Origin of the sequence: Streptomyces sp. NPDC046985 (genome assembly GCF_040644415.1) — a bacterium.
GTDB lineage: Bacteria > Actinomycetota > Actinomycetes > Streptomycetales > Streptomycetaceae > Streptomyces.
In genome coordinates, this window is the sequence record NZ_JBEYWK010000005.1 from 165664 (window position 1) to 181252 (window position 15589).

Consider the following 15589-nt stretch of genomic DNA (forward strand, 5'->3'; position numbering starts at 1 on the left):
CCTTGAAAGCTGCCCCGAACCCAGTCGATTCGTCTCAGAGGGCTTACATGGTGAGTGTCCAATCGCCCCCCGGCGGCCGTGAACGTCCCGACGCCCGCGTGCTGGTGCTGCCGGCCGTGCTGATGGCGGCGGTCTGCTGCGGCGCCGTCGCGCTGGTGGCGGACCCGGCCCGCCTGGCCGTCGGCTGCTGCGGCGCCGTCGCCACCCTGCTCGTCGTCCTCGCGGGCGCCGAAGCGGTCCGCCGCGGACGCGCCGTGCGCGACCAGCGGGCCGAGTACGCCCGCCGCACCGCGTATCTGGAGCAGCGCGTCGCCTCCCACGACGAGCAGGTCGCCTACCTCGGCGCCGAGATCATCCCAGCGGCCGTCGGCTACCTGCGCGCCGGTCACACCCCCCGGGAGGTGCTGCGCGACGTCATCGACGGCGACCCCGAATGGGGCCGGATCCCCGAGTCGCAGCGCGCCGTGGTCCGCATGATCCTCACGATCGTGGACCAGGAGGAGACGACGCGCGACTCCACGCAGCGCTCCGTCGTCAGCATCGCCCGGCGCGTCCAGGCGATCGTGCACCAACAGGCCAGGGAACTACGGGAGATGGAGGAAGACCACGGACGCAGCCCGGAGGTCTTCGACGACCTGCTGCGCATCGACCACGGCACCGCGCTGATCGGGCGGCTCGCCGACTCCGTCTCCGTCCTCGGCGGCGGCCGCCCCGGACGCCAGTGGCCCAACCCGGTCACCCTCTACAGCGTGCTGCGCGGCGCGATGTCCCGGATCCTGGACTACCGCCGCGTCGAGCTGCACTCCATCGCCAAGGTCAACATCCGGGGCACCGACGTCGAGCCGGTCATCCACGCCGTGGCCGAACTGCTGGACAACGCCGCCCGCTACTCGCCGCCGCAGACCAAGGTGCACGTCACCGCGGTCGAGGTGCAGAGCGGCGTCGCCATCGAGATCGAGGACGGCGGCGTCAGCCTCACCGAGGAGTCCCGCGCCCGGATCGAGGGCATGCTGGAGGCCGCCCAAGCCGGCGTCGACCTCCAGGAACTCGGCGAGAGCCCGCGCCTGGGCCTGGCGGTGGTCGGCCGCCTCTGCACGGCGTACCGCATGCAGGTCTCCCTGCGGGCCTCCGCGTACGGCGGCGTCCGCGCCGTGCTGATCGTGCCCGGCGCCATGATGACCGCCGAACCGGCCCCCGGCCTCGCCCACGGCATCGGCGCCACGTCCCTCCCGCAGCCCGGCGAGGACGCGGTGGCGGGCCCCCAGCGCGTCCCCAAGAGCCGCCGCCCCACCAGTCCCCGCGTGGCCGCCGCCGCGGCCCTGGAGGACGAGACCCCCGAGGTCTCCGAATGGACGGCGAACGGCCTGCCGCAGCGCCGCAGCCGGGTCAAGGTCCCGCTCAGCCAGCGCTATGCCGAACAGGCCGCCGCCGAACGCGCTGAGCTGGAGAACCGGCCGCCGCGCACCGCGCCGGAGCCCGCCGCCGCGCCCGAGCCCGCGCCCGCCGCGCGAGAGCGCGAGCCCGGCCTGTGGGTCGACGCCTTCTGGGACGGCCTGAAGAAGGACAACCCCGGCGCCGACCCGACCGCGTTCACCCAGGACCCGACCGCCTACCTGCACCTGATCGAGAAGCCCGCCCGGGACGGGGCCGACGACGAGGGGGACCTCACGTGATCCAGCAGCGAGCCAACTTCGACTGGATGCTCAAGGAGCTGGACGACGGCGTCCCGGGCATCGAGATGATCGTGGTGCTCTCCGCGGACGGCCTGCGCATCGCCCGCTACGGCGGCGACCCCGACGCCGCCGACCGGGTCGCGGCGGCCTGCGCGGGACTCCAGAGCCTGGCGGGCGCCGTCGCCGTGGAGATCCCGGGCAGCGACGGCCGGATGAAACTGGTGATCATCGAGATCGACGGCGGCTACTTCTACCTCATGTCCGCCGGCGCCAACGCCTACCTCGCCGTGCTCGCCGACGTCCGCACCGAGCCCGGCATGATGAGCGCCCGCATGCGCGACCTCGTGGTCCGCATCGGCGCCCATCTGACCAGCCCGCCCCGGCATTCCGGGCAGACCGTATGACATCTCCCCGAGGCCGGCGGGGCGACCCCGCGCGCAAGCCGCCCGAGCGCCCCGACCAGCCCGCGCGGCCGGGCGAGGGGAAGAACCCCGAGCGGCTGTACGTGGTGGCCGGCGCGGACGGCGCCCGCGCCGCGCTCGACCTGGTGACCCTGATCGTCGCCCGCGCCGAGGCGCCCCCGTCCGCCACCCCGGAGCAGACCGCGCTGCTGCGGCTGTGCGCCGCCCCGCTGTCCGTGGCCGAGCTGTCGGCCTACCTCGGTCTGCCGTTCAGCGCGGTCACCGTCCTGGTCACCGATCTGCTGACGGCCGAGACGGTGCAGGCGCGCGCCCCGATCGTCCGCCAGGCGCTCCCCGACCGTTCCCTCCTCGAAGCGGTGATGCATGGACTCCAACGGCTCTGACACCCTCCCCGGCCCGCGCGTCGAGGACCATCTGCCGCCCACCGCCCAGGCCGCGGTGAAGATCGTGATCGTCGGCGGGTTCGGGGTGGGCAAGACGACGATGGTCGGCTCGGTCAGCGAGATCAGGCCGCTGACCACCGAGGAGACCATGACCCAGGCGGGCGTCGGAGTGGACGACGACTACGGCTCCGCGTCCAAGACGGCCACCACCGTGGCGATGGACTTCGGCCGCATCGGCATCACCGAGCGGCTGGTGCTCTACCTGTTCGGCACGCCCGGCCAGGAACGCTTCTGGTTCCTGTGGAACGGCTTGTTCGAGGGCGCGCTCGGCGCGGTGGTGCTGGTCGACCCCCGGCGACTGGAGGTCAGCTTCGACGTCATGGGCCGCCTGGAGGAACGCGGCGTGCCCTTCGTGGTGGCCGTCAACTCCTTCCCCGGCGGGCCGCGTCACCCGATCGCCGAGCTGCGCGCCGCGCTCGACCTGGCCGAGGAGGTCCCGATGGTCGAGTGCGACGTGCGCCGCCGCGCCTCCAGCCGGGACGTCCTGCTGACCCTGATGCGCTTCCTGCACTCCCTCGCCCTGACCGGCTCGCTGCGCTGACCGGCTCGCTGCGCTGACCCGGGCGTCCCGCCGCCCCCGAACCGTCCCGTCCTCCGCCGCAGAAAGCGACCGCCGTGACCCGTGAACCCCACCCCGTGACCGGTTCTCCCGCCCGCGCCCTCGATCCGCCCCCCGGCTGCCCGGCGCACGGCGCCGGGCTCGGCGGGCTGCACCGGCTGCACGAGGCGCCCGACCTGAGAGCCCTGTACGAGCGGCTGCGCGAGCAGCACGGCCCGGTGGCGCCCGTGCTGCTGCACGACGACGTCCCGATGTGGGTGGTCCTCGGCCACGCCGAGAACCTGCACATGGTGCGCACGCCCTCGCACTTCACCCGGGACAGCCGCGTCTGGACCCCGTTGCGCAACGGCATGGTCCGGGCCGACCACCCGCTCATGCCGCACATCGCCTGGCAGCCGATCTGCTCGCACGCCGAGGGCGACGAGCACCAGCGGCTGCGCGGCGCGGTCAACGCCGCCATCGCGACCATCGATCACCGCGGGCTGCGCCGCCACATCGGCCGGGCCACCCAGCGCCTGGTCAACCGCTTCTGCGAGTCGGGCCGCGCCGAACTCGTCGACCAGTTCGCCGAGCACCTGCCGATGGCGGTGATGTGCGAGATCCTCGGCATGCCGGAGGAGTACGACGAGCGGATCGTGCAGGCCGCCCGCGACATGCTCAGGGGCACCGAGACCGCCATCGCCAGCAACGAGTACATCATGGGCTGCCTGCGCCGCCTGGCCGCCCGCCGCCGCGCCCGGCCCGAGGACGACTTCGCCAGCCACCTCGTCGGCCATCCGGCCGGCCTCGACGACGACGAGGTGGGCCAGCACCTGCGGCTGGTGCTCATCGCCGCCTACGAGGCCACCGCCAATCTGCTGGCCAACACCATCCGCCGGGTGCTCACCGACCCCGGTTTCCGCGCCCAGCTCAACGGCGGCCAGATGACCGTGCCGGAGGCGGTGGAGCAGTCGCTGTGGGACGAGCCGCCGTTCAGCACGATCTTCGCCTACTTCGCCAAGCAGGACACGGAACTGGGCGGGCAGCGCATCCGCGCGGGCGACGGGCTGCTGCTCGGCATCGCGCCGGCGAACGTCGACCCCCGGGTGCGGCCCGACCGGTCCGCCGACATGCGGGGCAACCGCTCCCACCTCGCCTTCAGCGGCGGCCCGCACGAGTGCCCCGGTCAGGACATCGGCCGCGCCATCGCCGACGTCGGCGTCGACGCCCTGCTCATGCGGCTGCCGGACATCCGCCTCGACTGCGCCGAGGAGGAGCTGCGCTGGACGGAGTCGATCGCCTCCCAGCACCTGGTGGAGCTGCCGGTGCGCTTCACCCCGAGGTCGCAGCAGGACGTACGGTCGCAGCCGCGCCACACCCCGAAGCCGGTCCCGCAGGCGCGCCCCGCCTGGGAGATCGGCACCGCGTCGGCGTCCCGCGGCGCCCCGGCGACGTATCCCGGCGCTCCGGCGGGCGAGGTGCTGGACGGCGACGGACCGGGGGCCGCCGCGCGTCCTCACCGCCGGCCCGCTCCCTATCCGGCCGGGGTGGCGACGGCGGACGCCGAGACCGGTGTGCGCGGGCCGTCGGCCCCGGACGCCGGGGCGGGCGGCGCCGCGCCGGGGCTGTGGCGGCGGCTGGTGCGCTGGTGGCGCGGCGAGTGACCCGGCGGGGCGCCCCGTACCGCGGTCAGCGGCCCGCCCACTGCGCGGGGGAGGACCAGGCGCCCAGCGTCCGGCGGCTGCGGAACCGGTGCGCGGCGCCGGTGACCGGATCGGTGAACTCCAGCGCGCGGGCGAGCAGTTGCAGCGGGCGGCGGAAGTCGCCCGGCGCGGGATCGGTCACCGCCGGGTAGAGCGGATCGCCGAGGATCGGCAGCCCGAGCGCGCTCATGTGCACGCGGAGCTGATGGGTCTGCCCGGTGCCGGGCGTCAGCCGGTACCGGGCGAGGCCGTCGGCCCGGTGCTCCATCAGCTCCACCCGCGTGACCGCGTTCGGCTCGCCCGGCGCCTCGCGCGCGGCCGGCACGCCGCGTTCCTTCACGATCCGGCTGCGCACGGTACGGGGCAGCGCGAGGTCCGGGTCGTACCGGGCGACGGCCTCGTACTCCTTGCGCACCCGGCGGTCGCGGAACAGCGCCTGGTACGCGCCGCGCTCCTCGGGGCGCACCGTGAACAGCAGCAGCCCCGCGGTGAGCCGGTCTAGGCGGTGGGCCGCGCCGAGCGCCGGAAGGCCCAGGTCGCGCCGGAGCCGGGCGAGCGCGGTCTCGGCGACGTGGCTGCCGCGCGGGGTGGTGGCGAGGAAGTGCGGCTTGTCGACGACGACGAGGTGGTCGTCCCGGTGGACCACCTCCAGCGGGAACGGCACCGGGACCTCCTCGGGCAGTTGCCGGTGGAACCACACGAACATCCCGGGCGCGTACGGTGCGTCGGGTGCGACCGGCCGCCCGTCGGCCGCCACGACCGCGCCGTCCGCGAACATCGCCTCGACGGCGCCCGGTCCGGCGCCCGTCAGCCGCTCGACCAGGTGCTCGCGGACGGTGGCCCACCGCCCGGCCGCGGGCAGCCGCACACGCACCGGGTCCACCCCGCGGAGCTGGGGGAGGGGAGCGGGCGGCACGGGGGTCTTGCGTCTCACCCGCTGAAGCCTAGTGCGGTGACCGGCCGCGGTGACCGGCCGGGCTCGCACGGGCTCGCGCCCTCCGCGGCGCGCTGCGGCCTTCTACGGGCTCGGCGCCCGCTGCAACGGGGCGTCCGGCCCTCTTTCGGGCTCGGCGCCCGCTGCTACGGGGCGTCCGGCCCCCTACGGGCTCGACGCCCGCTGCCGTTACGGAGGCTCCCCGCCGCCGTCGCCCCGCGCCCGCAGCGCCGTCCGTCGCCTGGCCCCGCGCTCGCAGCGTCGCCTCGCGTCAGGCACCCCGCCGCGCCGTCCGCCGCGCCCGCCGCACTGTCCGACGTCCGCCGCGCCGCCCCGCGTCAGGCACCCCGCCATGCCATCCGACGTCCGCCGCGCCGCCCGCAACGTCGCCCCGCGTCAACCACCCCGCCGCGCCGCACCGCGTCAGTCGCCCCGCCACGACATCCCGCGGCGACATCCCGCCGCGACTTACGCGGCGGCGGCCGTCGTGCTCTCCTGCTCGGCCTCGATCCGGGCGTTCCACTCCCGCTTGGACGCCTGCCAGCCGTCCTCGTTGTGGCCGAGGCGCCAGTAGCCGGAGATCGACATCTCCTCGCGGGCGACGCCGCGGTCCACGCGCAGCAGCTTGCGCAGCTCCTTCACGAAGCCGGCCTCGCCGTGCACGAAGGCGTGCACCCGGCCCTCGGGGAACGCGAGGGCCCGGACCGCCTCCACCAGCGCCTCGCCGACGGGACGCTCGCCGCGGTGCAGCCAGACGACCTCCACGTCGGAGTCGGTCTTCTGCTCCTCCTCGGGGCCGGAGACCTCGACGAAGGCGTACGCCTTGGCCCCGGCGGGCAGCGCCTCCAGGGAGCGGGAGATCGCGGGCAGCGCGCTCTCGTCGCCGGCGAGCAGGTGCCAGTCCGCGGTCGGGTCGGGGGCGTACGCGCCGCCGGGGCCCATGAAGTGCACGGACTCGCCGGGCTGGGCGAGCAGCGCCCAGGGGCCTGCCAGGCCCGCGTCGCCGTGCACGACGAAGTCCAGGGTCAGCTCGCGCTGCTCGGGGTCCCAGGCGCGCACGGTGTAGGTCCGGGTCACCGGCCACTGCTCGCGGGGGAGTTCGGCGCGGACGCGCTCCATGTCGAAGGGCTCGGGGTAGACGGCGCCCTCGGCGGGGAAGAGCAGCTTGACGTAGTGGTCCGTGCAGGTGTCGGCGGAGAAGTCGGCGAGGCCGTCGCCGCCGAGCACGACGCGCTGCATGTGCGGGGTCAGGCGTTCGGTGCGGATCACCTGCGCGGTGTGCGTCTTCCGAGGCTTACGCGCCGGACGATCTGCCATGTCGGGCTCCCTATCACTATGCTTAGGTTTACCTAAGCTAGCACCTTCCCGGGGCCCGGCGCCCGCTCCGCGGGGTCTCGCCCGCCCGGCGGTCCGCCGCGTCTCACTCCGCGAGAGTGGCGAGCAGCCGTTGGAGAGAGCCTCCCAGTCCCCAGCGGGCGGCCAGCTCGTGCAGGGCCGCCGGGTCGCGCGGTGCGCGCGGCAGGGCGGTGCCGGTGTCCGGCAGCGGGACGTCGGCGGCGACCCGGACCACGGTGGGCGCCACCGCCAGGTAAGGGCGCGCCTCGTCGAGCCGCTTGCGCTGCGACGGGGTGAGCTTCGCCTTCGGGTCGTCGACCGCCGCGAGGATCCCCGCCAGGTCGCCGAACTCGGCGAGCAGCCGGGCCGCCGTCTTCTCCCCGACGCCGGGCACGCCCGGCAGTCCGTCGCTCGGGTCGCCGCGCAGCAGCGCCAGATCCGCGTACCCGCTGCCGTCCACCCCGTACTTCTCGCGCAGCGTCGACTCGTCGGTGATCTGGAGCGTCCCGACCCCCTTGACCGGGTACAGCACCCGCACGCCGCGCGCGTCGTCCACGAGCTGGTAGAGGTCCCGGTCGCCGGTGACGATGTCCACCGGGCCGTCCGCCCGCGTGGCGTAGCCGCCGATCACGTCGTCCGCCTCGTAGCCGGGGACGCCCACGCGGGCGATGCCGACGGCGTCGAGGACCGCCTCGATCACCGGGACCTGCGGGGTGAGGGCGTCGGGCGCCTCCTCCCGGTCGGGGGCGCCGGTGTGCTCCTCGGCGACGCGGTGCGCCTTGTAGGAGGGGATCAGCTCGACCCGCCACGCGGGCCGCCAGTCCGCGTCCATGCAGGCCACCAGACGGTCGGGCCGGTGATCCCTGACCAGGCGGTCGATGAAGTCGAGCAGCCCGCGCACAGCGTTCACCGGGGCGCCGTCCGGGGCCCGGACCGACTCCGGGACGCCGAAGAAGGCGCGGAAGTACAGGGATGCGGTGTCGAGGAGCATCAGTCGTCCGGTCACGCCTCGCATCATGCCGCACGGCGCCGACAGCGACCGGTGGGCAGCCTGGAGAGCGCGATCAACCAGCGCGGCCAGGGATACGAGGACGACGCGGTCTCCGCCTGGTTGAAGCAGCACCCCGACGTGGCCGGGCGGATGACCTCGTAACCGTCGCCGCGCCGCAGCCGCCCGAGGGGCGGGCCCGGTCCCGCGGTCCTGACGCCGTGGGCTCCGGGCCCGCCCCTCGGCCGTTTCCCGGGGCCCCGTCGTGCCGGGCGGCCGCGCGCACCGGGCCGCCGGGGCACGGTCCCACCCATACCGGTACGCTCATCCGTCACCACCCGGGTACGGGGGTACTCGGCAGTCCGGTACTCCACGCTGGAGAAACGGCCGTACCATCGCCGCGAACCGCGAGGGCGGACTTCGGCGAACCTCGCGGGGATGCGACGACGGCATGAAACGGTTCGCTGAACCTGCGTAGGGTGCAGAGTGGTCATCGTCAGCGGTGCGCCCCGAGGCGGGCCCCGGACGGCGGACGGAACGGCGGACGGCGGACTGACCGACGGGCGAAGGAGGGAGCCGGAGCGATGGGCGATCACAAAGAACAGCCCCTTCGGGTGGGCGCCGCCGTGCGGCGCCGCCGCCGGGCGCTCGACCTCACCCTCGCCGTCGTGGCCGAGCGCAGCGGCCTGTCGGTGCCCTTCCTGAGCCAGGTCGAGAACGACAGGGCCCGCCCCAGCCGAAGCTCCCTGGAGAAGGTCGCCGACGCCCTGCGCACCACCGCGGTGGAGCTGCTGGCGGCGGCCGACCCGGCGTGCAGCGTCGACGTCGTGCGCGCCGAGCTGACCGAGCTGGCGCCCGAGCCGCGGGTGCGCTCCCTGGTGCGCGGCCACCACCAGCTCCACGCCTCGGAGTTCACCGGCGACCACGACGCCGGCCGGGAGTTCCAGCACCGCAACGACGAGCTGATGTACGTCGCCGACGGGGCGGTGGAGATCGAGGCGGAGGGCCGGGCCTACCGGCTGGCGCGCGGCGACACCATGTACCTGACCGGCGGCGTGCGCCACCGCTGGCGGGCCACCGTGCCCGACACCCGGGTCGTGGTGGTGGCCGTGGCCGAGCACATCGAGGCGGTGCAGGACCGGACGCGCTGATGCGGGTGGTCTCCCTGGTGCCGTCGCTGACCGAGGCGGTCGCCGTGTCGCTGCCCGGCGCCTTGGTGGGCGCCACCGCCTGGTGCAGCCACCCGCCGGACCTAGACGCGGTGCGGGTCGGCGGCACCAAGAACCCCGACGTCGACCGGATCGCCGCCCTCGCCCCCGACCTCGTCCTCGCCAACGAGGAGGAGAACCGCGCGCCCGACCTGGACGCCCTGCGCGCGGCCGGCGTCGAGGTCATGGTGACCGAGGTGCGCGACGTGCCGCAGGCGTTCTCCGAGCTGGCGCGGGTGCTGGAGGCGTGCGGAGCGACGGGGCGCCCGAGCTGGCTGGACCGGGCGGAGTCCGCCTGGTCAGCGCTCCCGGCGCACCCGGCGCTCCCGGCGCTCTCCGCCCCCGGGCGCCCGGTGAGCGCCGTCGTGCCGATCTGGCGCCGCCCCTGGATGGTGCTGGGCCGGGACACCTTCGCCGGGGACGTCCTGGCCCGCCTCGGCGTCGAGCACGTCCACGCGCGGCACGCCGAACGCTATCCGCGCATCCCGGTGGAGGAACTGCGGGCGGCGTCGCCGGACGTCGTGGTGCTGCCCGACGAGCCCTACCGCTTCACCGCCGACGACGGGCCGGAGGCTTTTCCCGGGCTGGCCTGCGCGCTGGTCAGCGGACGGCACCTGACCTGGTACGGACCGTCGCTGGCCGAGGCCCCGCGGGTGCTGGGCGAGGCGCTGCGAGCAGCGCTCCGCTGAGCAGGCCGCGGACGGTGTGCGCGGCCGCCGCGAGCCACGCGGCCGCCAGCACCGCGTACAGGGCGAGCGCCAGGCCCTCGTAGGCGGCGAGACGGGTGTGCCGGGCGAGCGCCGAGGCGCCGGTCACGCAGGTGCCCACGGGGAAGGTGAAGGCCCACCACGTCATCGCGAAGCCCATGCCCCGCCGGGCGGCGCGCGCCGTCTGGGCCGCGGCGAAGGCGAACCACAGCAGGGCGAAGCCGGTCACCGGGACCCCGTACAGCACGGCGCACACCCCGAGCGCGGAGGCCCAGGGCGCGGGCACGGCGCCGGGGGCCGCGTCGGCGAGGGCGGCGACGGCGGTGGTGGACTGCCCGAGCGGTCCGAGGACGAGGAACAGGGTCGGGGTGAGCGCGAGGGGCAGCGGTCCTGCCAGAAGCAGCCGTCCCATGATCAGCGGCAGCAGAGCGAGTACCGCCAGCAGGCTCAGCCCGAACAGCGCCGCACACCCGAGCAGCAGCGTCTCGCGGGCCTGCCCGGCCGGGAGACGCCGGACCAGGGCCGGTCCCAGCGCCGCCGAGACCATCGGCGCGACCAGGGGAAGCAGCCACACCGGCGTCACCTGCCGCGGCTCGATCCGGTGGTGCACCGTCATGAGGTACGGCACCGCCACGGCGGCCACAAGGCTCACCGCCGTGCCCGCGGTGAACAGCACGGCGTCCAGGGCGAGGGCCGCCGGGCCCCCGATCCAGTCCCGTCCCACCGCCAGGGCGCCGCCGCCGACGGCCAGCAGGGCCATCGACGCGCAGCCGTAGAACGGGGCCGCCCCGGGGTCGCGCAGATGGGCCCGCGCCTGGTCGCTGTGATGGGTCCAGTGCAGGACGCGAGCGGTCAGCAGCACGGCCAGCAGCACCAGGGAGAGGGCCCAGACGGCGGCGCACACCGTGCGCAGTCCGGGCACGTGCACCGGCAGCGCGGCGCCCGCCGTGCCGACGGCGGCGGTGCCCATGACGGAGCCGTACCAGTTCGGGCCGAGATGGCGGACGGCGGTGAACCGGGGGCGGGGCGCGTGGGGCCGCGCCGGGGCGGACAGGGGCGGGGCTGCGGTGACCATGATGCGAGGTTCGCGCAGGTCCACCGCGCTCGCCAGGGGCTTTCTGTCTCTCAGGGCATAAGCTGGATTTATGAGGAGAACCGAGGGCGAGCGCGACGCGGGCCGCCGAGGCCCCGGCGGGGGTCCGGAGGGCCGGGCGCCCGGCGGCCGCGCGGACGGGCGCCCGGCCGGGGCGTCGCTGGCGCACCGGGTGCCCGACCTCGGCGCGCTGGAGCTGCTGCTCGCGGTGGCCCGCCTGGGCAGCCTGGGCGGCGCGTCCAGGGAACTCGGCATCACCCAGCCCGCGGCGAGCAGCCGCGTCCGCGCCATGGAACGGCGGCTCGGCGTGGCGCTGGTGGACCGTTCGCCGCGCGGGTCCCGGCTCACGGAGGCGGGCGCCCTGGTGACGGACTGGGCGCGGCGGGTCGTGGCGGCGGCGGAGGCGTTCGACGCGGGGGCGCAGGCGCTGCGCGACCGGCGCGACTCGCGGCTGCGGGTGGCGGCGAGCATGACCATCGCCGAGTACCTGCTGCCCGGCTGGCTGATCGCGCTGCGCGCCCGGCGTCCGGACACCGCGGTGTCGCTGCTCGCGGGCAACTCGGCGGCGGTCGCCGAGCGGCTGCTGGCGGACGAGGCGGACCTCGGGTTCGTGGAGGGGCTGTCGGCGCCGTCCGGCCTGGACTCGGCGGTGATCGCCCACGACCGCCTGATCGTGGTGACCGCCCCCGCTCACCCGTGGGCCCGCCGCCGGCGCCCGCTGGACGCGGCGGAACTCGCGGCGACGCCGCTGATCCTCCGCGAGGAGGGCTCCGGCACGCGGCAGGTGCTGGACGCGGCGCTGGGCGGCCTCGCGCGCCCGCTGATCGAGGTGTCCACGACCACGGCGGTCAAGGCGTCGGCGGTCAGCGGCGCGGGACCGGCGGTGCTGAGCGAACTCGCGGTCGGCGACGAGCTGTCCCTGCGCCGCCTGGTGACCGTCCCGGTCGACGGCGTCACCCTGCGCCGCGCCCTGCGCGCGGTCTGGCCCACCGGCCACCGCCCGGCGGGCCCGGCCCGCGACCTCCTCTCCCTGACCCGCCACGGCGCCCCGGGCTCCGGTCCTACGGCTCCGGTCTGACAGGGCGGCGCTCGCAACGGCGGCAGCACTGCGGGGGCCCGTAGGGGCGCGGCGGGTGCCGCCACGGGCACCTTCGCGTGTGTGTGGGCGGACGGTCCGTGGCGGTGGCGGTGCGGTGGCGGTGTGCTGACAGGGCGGCCCGGAGCAGCCGGGGGTGGCGCGCTCCTCCGTCACTCCGACGTCCGTGCCACCGCCGCCTGGACCAGGGCGCGCATCACGCGGGTGTCCTCGGCCATCTCCGGGTGCCACTGGACGCCCAGGGTCCACGGGGCGGCAGCGGGCGGCTCGATGGCCTCGATCGTGCCGTCGGCCGCGTGGGCCGAGGCGAGCAGGTCGCGGCCGAGACGGTCGACGGCCTGGTGGTGGTAGGCCGGGACGGTCGTCGTCTCGGGAACGGCCGCCGCGTACCGGGTGCCGGGCACCGGCGTGACCGGGTGCTCCCCGAAGACCCCGACGACCTCGGCGTGCCCGTCCAGGTGCTGGACCAGGGTGCCGCCGAGGGCGACGTTCAGCAGTTGCATGCCCCGGCAGACGCCGAGCAGCGGGACGCGCGCGGCCAGGGCGGCCCGGATCAGGGCGAGTTCCCAAGCGTCGCGGGCGTGGGCGGGCGGTCCCGTAAGGGGTTCGCGCGCGGCGCCGTAGTGGGCGGGCTCCACGTCCGGGCCGCCCGCGATCACCAGCCCGTCGAGCCGGGCCACGGCGCCGGGCGCGCTCTCCGGCGCGTCGGGCGGCAGCATCGCGGCGAGCCCTCCGGCCCGCTGCACCAGCCGCGGGTAGCCCGCGGGCAGCAGCGCCGCCTCCAGCTCCCAGACCCCCCACCTGGCGCCGGTCTCCAGGTACGTGCTGATGCCGATCAGCGGCCGCCCCGGCGCTCGTCGTACGGTCATCCGCCCCTCCCTGCCTACGGTAATGGTGTGACCCTGCACCTTTGAGCGCGGCGTGCCGCCCGGCGGCCTTGCTACGCGCCTCCGCCTCGGACGCGCCTCCGCCTCGGACGCGCCTCCGCCTCAGACGCGCCTCCGCCTCGCGACGCGCCTTCGCCCCTCGGGCTGAGCGGGGCCCACGCGCTCACGTCAGGAATCCCCGCAGCAGGGCCGCCGTGCCCGCGCAGTGCTCCCGCATGATCTCCCGCGCCGCGTCCGCGTCCCCCTCCACGACGGCCTCCACCAGCGCGCCGTGCTGACGCTGCGAGTGCTCCAGGTTGCGCACCAGCAGGGGTATGCAGTCGAGCAGGTCGTTGACCGAGGCGCGTACCGCCGCGTACTGCGCGGTGAGGCGGGGGGAGCCGGACAACTCGGCGAGGGTGAGGTGCAGCAGCGTGTCCAGCCGGCGGTACTCGCCGAGCGGCGCGTCGCGGGTGCGCTCCAGCGCCCGGCGCAGCCGCGCCGCGCCGTCGCCGGTCAGGCCGTGCGCCGCGCACAGCCCCGCCGCCCCCACGTCCAGCACCTCGCGGAACCGCAGCACGTCCTCGACGTCCACCCCGGCGACCCGGCGCCGCAGCGCGTCCTCGCCGCCCCCGTCCCCGCGCGGGAGCACGAACGCGCCGCCGTAGCGCCCGCGCCGCGACTCCACCAGGCCCTGCTGGTGGAGCACCCGCAGCACCTCGCGCAGCGTCACCCTGCTGATCCCCAGCCGCTCCGCCAGATCCCGCTCGGCGGGCAGCCGCTCGCCGGCCGGCACCAGGCCGAGCCGCACCACCTGGAGGATCTGCTCCAGCGCCTCCTCGAAGCCGTTGCCCGCCCGCACCGGCCGCAGCACCGCCGCGAGCCGGTCCCGCGGACCTCCCGCCCGCGCCTCTCGCGCTTCCCGCGCCTGCGCGTCCCGCGGATCTCCCGCCCGCGCCTGCGGTTTCTGCGGACCTTCCGCCCGCGCGTCCCCCGCCGTCCGCGCCTCCCCGTCCGGCGGACCGCCCGGTTCCGTGTCCCGCGCCATCCGGCCACGCACCTTCCCAACCAATGGTCTTCGCCTATACCTTAGAGCCGCCGTCCCGCGGCTCCACGGCCGGCCGGGCGGCGACGACTCCCGGCCGGCGCAGCACAGCCCATAGGAGGCTCGCCCGTGGCAGACCGCACACCCCCGCTCGCCGTCGAGGAACTGCACGCCCTGGTCGCCGGCGGAGAGATCGACACCGTGGTGCTCGCCTTCCCCGACATGCAGGGACGGCTCCAGGGCAAGCGGTTCGCCGCCCGCTTCTTCCTCGACGAGGTGCTGCACCACGGCAGCGAGGGCTGCAACTACCTCCTCGCGGTCGACACCGAGATGAACACCGTCGACGGCTACGCCATGTCCTCCTGGGACAGCGGCTACGGCGACTTCGCCATGCGCCCGGACCTGTGCACGCTGCGCCGCCTCCCCTGGCACCCCGGCACCGCCCTGGCCGTCGCCGACCTCGCCTGGAACGACGGCGCCCCGGTGGCCGCCGCGCCCCGGCAGATCCTGCGCCGGCAACTGGACCGGCTGGCCGCGCACGGCTGGACCGCCCAGGTCGGCACCGAGCTGGAGTTCATCGCCTTCCAGGACACCTACGAACAGGCCTGGGACCGCGGCTACCAGGGGCTGACCCCGGTCAACCGGTACAACGTCGACTACTCCATCCTCGGCACCGGCCGCGTCGAGCCGCTGCTGCGCAGGCTGCGCAACGACATGGCCGACGCCGGGCTCACCGTCGAGTCAGCCAAGGGCGAGTGCAACCCGGGCCAGCACGAGATCGCCTTCCGCTACGCCGAAGCCCTCGTCACCTGCGACCAGCACGCCGTCTACAAGACCGGCGCCAAGGAGATCGCCGCCCAGGAGGGCGTCTCGCTCACCTTCATGGCCAAGTACAACGAGCGCGAGGGCAACTCCTGCCACATCCACCTCTCGCTCACCGACGCCGACGGCACCAACGTCATGGCGGCCGCCTCCCCGGACGGCCGGCGCGCATCAGGCGACCCCGGCGCCCCGGGCGGCATGTCCGAGGTCATGCGGCACTTCCTCGCCGGACAGCTCGCCGCCCTGCGCGACTTCTCCCTGCTCTACGCGCCCAACGTCAACTCCTACAAGCGCTTCCAGCCCGGCTCCTTCGCCCCCACCGCCGTCGCCTGGGGCCACGACAACCGGACCTGCGCGCTGCGCGTCGTCGGCCGCGGCCGGTCCCTGCGCTTCGAGAACCGGCTGCCCGGCGGCGACGTCAACCCGTACCTGGCGGTCGCCGGACTGATCGCGGCCGGCCTGCACGGCGTCGAGCACAAGCTCCCGCTGCCCGACCCCTGTCCCGGCAACGCCTACGCCGCCGCGTACGAGCACGTCCCCACCACCCTGCGCGAGGCCGCCGCGCTCTGGGAGAGCAGCGAGATCGCCCAGGCCGCCTTCGGGGACGAGGTCGTCGCCCACTACCGCAACATGGCCCGCGTCGAACTCGACGCCTTCGACGCGGCGGTCACCGACTGGGAGCTGCGCCGCTCCTTCGAGCGCCTGTGAAGGGTCCC

Annotated in this window: 15 protein-coding genes; 9 read left to right on the top strand and 6 right to left on the bottom strand. The window is 75.5% G+C overall.

Going from position 1 to position 15589, the window contains the following annotated elements:
* Window positions 1–47: 47 nt before the first annotated feature.
* The 5 genes from ABZ861_RS08445 (at window position 48) to ABZ861_RS08465 (ending at window position 4740) form a co-directional block, all read left to right on the top strand.
* Window positions 48–1673, top strand: a complete 1626-nt coding sequence (locus ABZ861_RS08445) for an ATP-binding protein (RefSeq protein ID WP_361625767.1) — start codon at window positions 48–50, stop codon at window positions 1671–1673.
* Entirely contained in the window at window positions 1670–2077 is a 408-nt protein-coding gene (locus ABZ861_RS08450; protein ID WP_361625770.1) for a roadblock/LC7 domain-containing protein, read from the top strand. Before ABZ861_RS08445 ends, ABZ861_RS08450 begins: the two co-directional genes overlap by 4 nt.
* Window positions 2074–2478: a DUF742 domain-containing protein gene (locus ABZ861_RS08455; RefSeq protein ID WP_361625773.1), complete on the top strand. Its 405-nt coding sequence runs from the start codon at window positions 2074–2076 to the stop codon at window positions 2476–2478. Before ABZ861_RS08450 ends, ABZ861_RS08455 begins: the two co-directional genes overlap by 4 nt.
* On the top strand, window positions 2459–3079 hold the full coding sequence (locus ABZ861_RS08460; protein WP_361625776.1) for an ATP/GTP-binding protein: 621 nt from the start codon (window positions 2459–2461) through the stop codon (window positions 3077–3079). Before ABZ861_RS08455 ends, ABZ861_RS08460 begins: the two co-directional genes overlap by 20 nt.
* Window positions 3080–3153: 74 nt before the next feature.
* Complete coding sequence (locus ABZ861_RS08465) at window positions 3154–4740, top strand: cytochrome P450 (RefSeq protein WP_361625779.1); 1587 nt, start codon at window positions 3154–3156, stop codon at window positions 4738–4740.
* Between the two features lie 25 nt (window positions 4741–4765).
* Here ABZ861_RS08465 and ABZ861_RS08470 read toward each other — a convergent pair whose 3' ends face one another.
* The 3 genes from ABZ861_RS08470 to ABZ861_RS08480 all read right to left on the bottom strand — a co-directional run bounded on the left by ABZ861_RS08470 (window position 4766) and on the right by ABZ861_RS08480 (window position 8063).
* Window positions 4766–5713: an RluA family pseudouridine synthase gene (locus ABZ861_RS08470; protein WP_361625782.1), complete on the bottom strand. Its 948-nt coding sequence runs from the start codon at window positions 5711–5713 to the stop codon at window positions 4766–4768.
* 468 nt (window positions 5714–6181) lie between these two features.
* Window positions 6182–7030 (bottom strand): siderophore-interacting protein, encoded by an 849-nt coding sequence (locus ABZ861_RS08475; protein WP_361625785.1) that lies wholly within the window; start codon window positions 7028–7030, stop codon window positions 6182–6184.
* A 103-nt stretch (window positions 7031–7133) separates the two neighbouring features.
* A complete protein-coding gene (locus ABZ861_RS08480) occupies window positions 7134–8063 on the bottom strand; it encodes a 5'-3' exonuclease (protein WP_361626217.1) in 930 nt (309 codons plus the stop codon).
* A 557-nt stretch (window positions 8064–8620) separates the two neighbouring features.
* Here ABZ861_RS08480 and ABZ861_RS08485 point away from each other — a divergent pair.
* Together ABZ861_RS08485 and ABZ861_RS08490 are read left to right on the top strand one after the other, a co-directional pair.
* Window positions 8621–9187: an XRE family transcriptional regulator gene (locus ABZ861_RS08485; RefSeq protein WP_361625788.1), complete on the top strand. Its 567-nt coding sequence runs from the start codon at window positions 8621–8623 to the stop codon at window positions 9185–9187.
* Window positions 9187–9933, top strand: coding sequence for a helical backbone metal receptor (locus ABZ861_RS08490; protein ID WP_361625791.1), 747 nt, complete (start codon window positions 9187–9189; stop codon window positions 9931–9933). The genes ABZ861_RS08485 and ABZ861_RS08490 overlap by 1 nt, the downstream gene beginning before the upstream one ends.
* Here ABZ861_RS08490 and ABZ861_RS08495 read toward each other — a convergent pair.
* Entirely contained in the window at window positions 9845–11026 is a 1182-nt protein-coding gene (locus tag ABZ861_RS08495; RefSeq protein ID WP_361625794.1) for a C4-dicarboxylate ABC transporter, read from the bottom strand. The two genes, ABZ861_RS08490 and ABZ861_RS08495, sit on opposite strands and share 89 nt — an antisense overlap.
* Window positions 11027–11096: 70 nt before the next feature.
* On the opposite strand from ABZ861_RS08495, the gene ABZ861_RS08500 reads away from it, so the two are divergent.
* On the top strand, window positions 11097–12122 hold the full coding sequence (locus ABZ861_RS08500) for a LysR family transcriptional regulator (protein ID WP_361625797.1): 1026 nt from the start codon (window positions 11097–11099) through the stop codon (window positions 12120–12122).
* 170 nt (window positions 12123–12292) lie between these two features.
* On the opposite strand, the gene ABZ861_RS08505 is transcribed toward ABZ861_RS08500, so the two are convergent.
* Entirely contained in the window at window positions 12293–13009 is a 717-nt protein-coding gene (locus ABZ861_RS08505; RefSeq protein ID WP_361625800.1) for a gamma-glutamyl-gamma-aminobutyrate hydrolase family protein, read from the bottom strand.
* Window positions 13010–13190: 181 nt separating this feature from the next.
* Entirely contained in the window at window positions 13191–14054 is an 864-nt protein-coding gene (locus tag ABZ861_RS08510) for an FCD domain-containing protein (protein ID WP_361625803.1), read from the bottom strand.
* Between the two features lie 126 nt (window positions 14055–14180).
* Between ABZ861_RS08510 and ABZ861_RS08515 the strand changes: the two genes are divergently transcribed.
* Window positions 14181–15581 carry a glutamine synthetase family protein gene (locus ABZ861_RS08515; RefSeq protein WP_361625806.1) on the top strand — a complete coding sequence of 467 codons (1401 nt, stop codon included), beginning with the start codon at window positions 14181–14183 and terminating at the stop codon, window positions 15579–15581.
* The last annotated feature ends 8 nt before the right edge of the window (window positions 15582–15589 follow it).

Excerpts from the sequence above, each read along its gene's own strand:
- ABZ861_RS08445 (WP_361625767.1), top strand. The coding sequence starts at position 48 with ATGGTGAGTGTCCAATCGCCCCCCGGCGGCCGTGAACGTCCCGACGCC.
- ABZ861_RS08455 (WP_361625773.1), top strand. The coding sequence starts at position 2,074 with ATGACATCTCCCCGAGGCCGGCGGGGCGACCCCGCGCGCAAGCCGCCC.
- ABZ861_RS08460 (WP_361625776.1), top strand. The coding sequence starts at position 2,459 with ATGGACTCCAACGGCTCTGACACCCTCCCCGGCCCGCGCGTCGAGGAC.
- ABZ861_RS08475 (WP_361625785.1), bottom strand. The coding sequence starts at position 7,030 with ATGGCAGATCGTCCGGCGCGTAAGCCTCGGAAGACGCACACCGCGCAG.
- ABZ861_RS08480 (WP_361626217.1), bottom strand. The coding sequence starts at position 8,063 with ATGCGAGGCGTGACCGGACGACTGATGCTCCTCGACACCGCATCCCTG.
- ABZ861_RS08485 (WP_361625788.1), top strand. The coding sequence starts at position 8,621 with ATGGGCGATCACAAAGAACAGCCCCTTCGGGTGGGCGCCGCCGTGCGG.
- ABZ861_RS08490 (WP_361625791.1), top strand. The coding sequence starts at position 9,187 with ATGCGGGTGGTCTCCCTGGTGCCGTCGCTGACCGAGGCGGTCGCCGTG.
- ABZ861_RS08495 (WP_361625794.1), bottom strand. The coding sequence starts at position 11,026 with ATGGTCACCGCAGCCCCGCCCCTGTCCGCCCCGGCGCGGCCCCACGCG.
- ABZ861_RS08500 (WP_361625797.1), top strand. The coding sequence starts at position 11,097 with ATGAGGAGAACCGAGGGCGAGCGCGACGCGGGCCGCCGAGGCCCCGGC.
- ABZ861_RS08505 (WP_361625800.1), bottom strand. The coding sequence starts at position 13,009 with ATGACCGTACGACGAGCGCCGGGGCGGCCGCTGATCGGCATCAGCACG.
- ABZ861_RS08510 (WP_361625803.1), bottom strand. The coding sequence starts at position 14,054 with ATGGCGCGGGACACGGAACCGGGCGGTCCGCCGGACGGGGAGGCGCGG.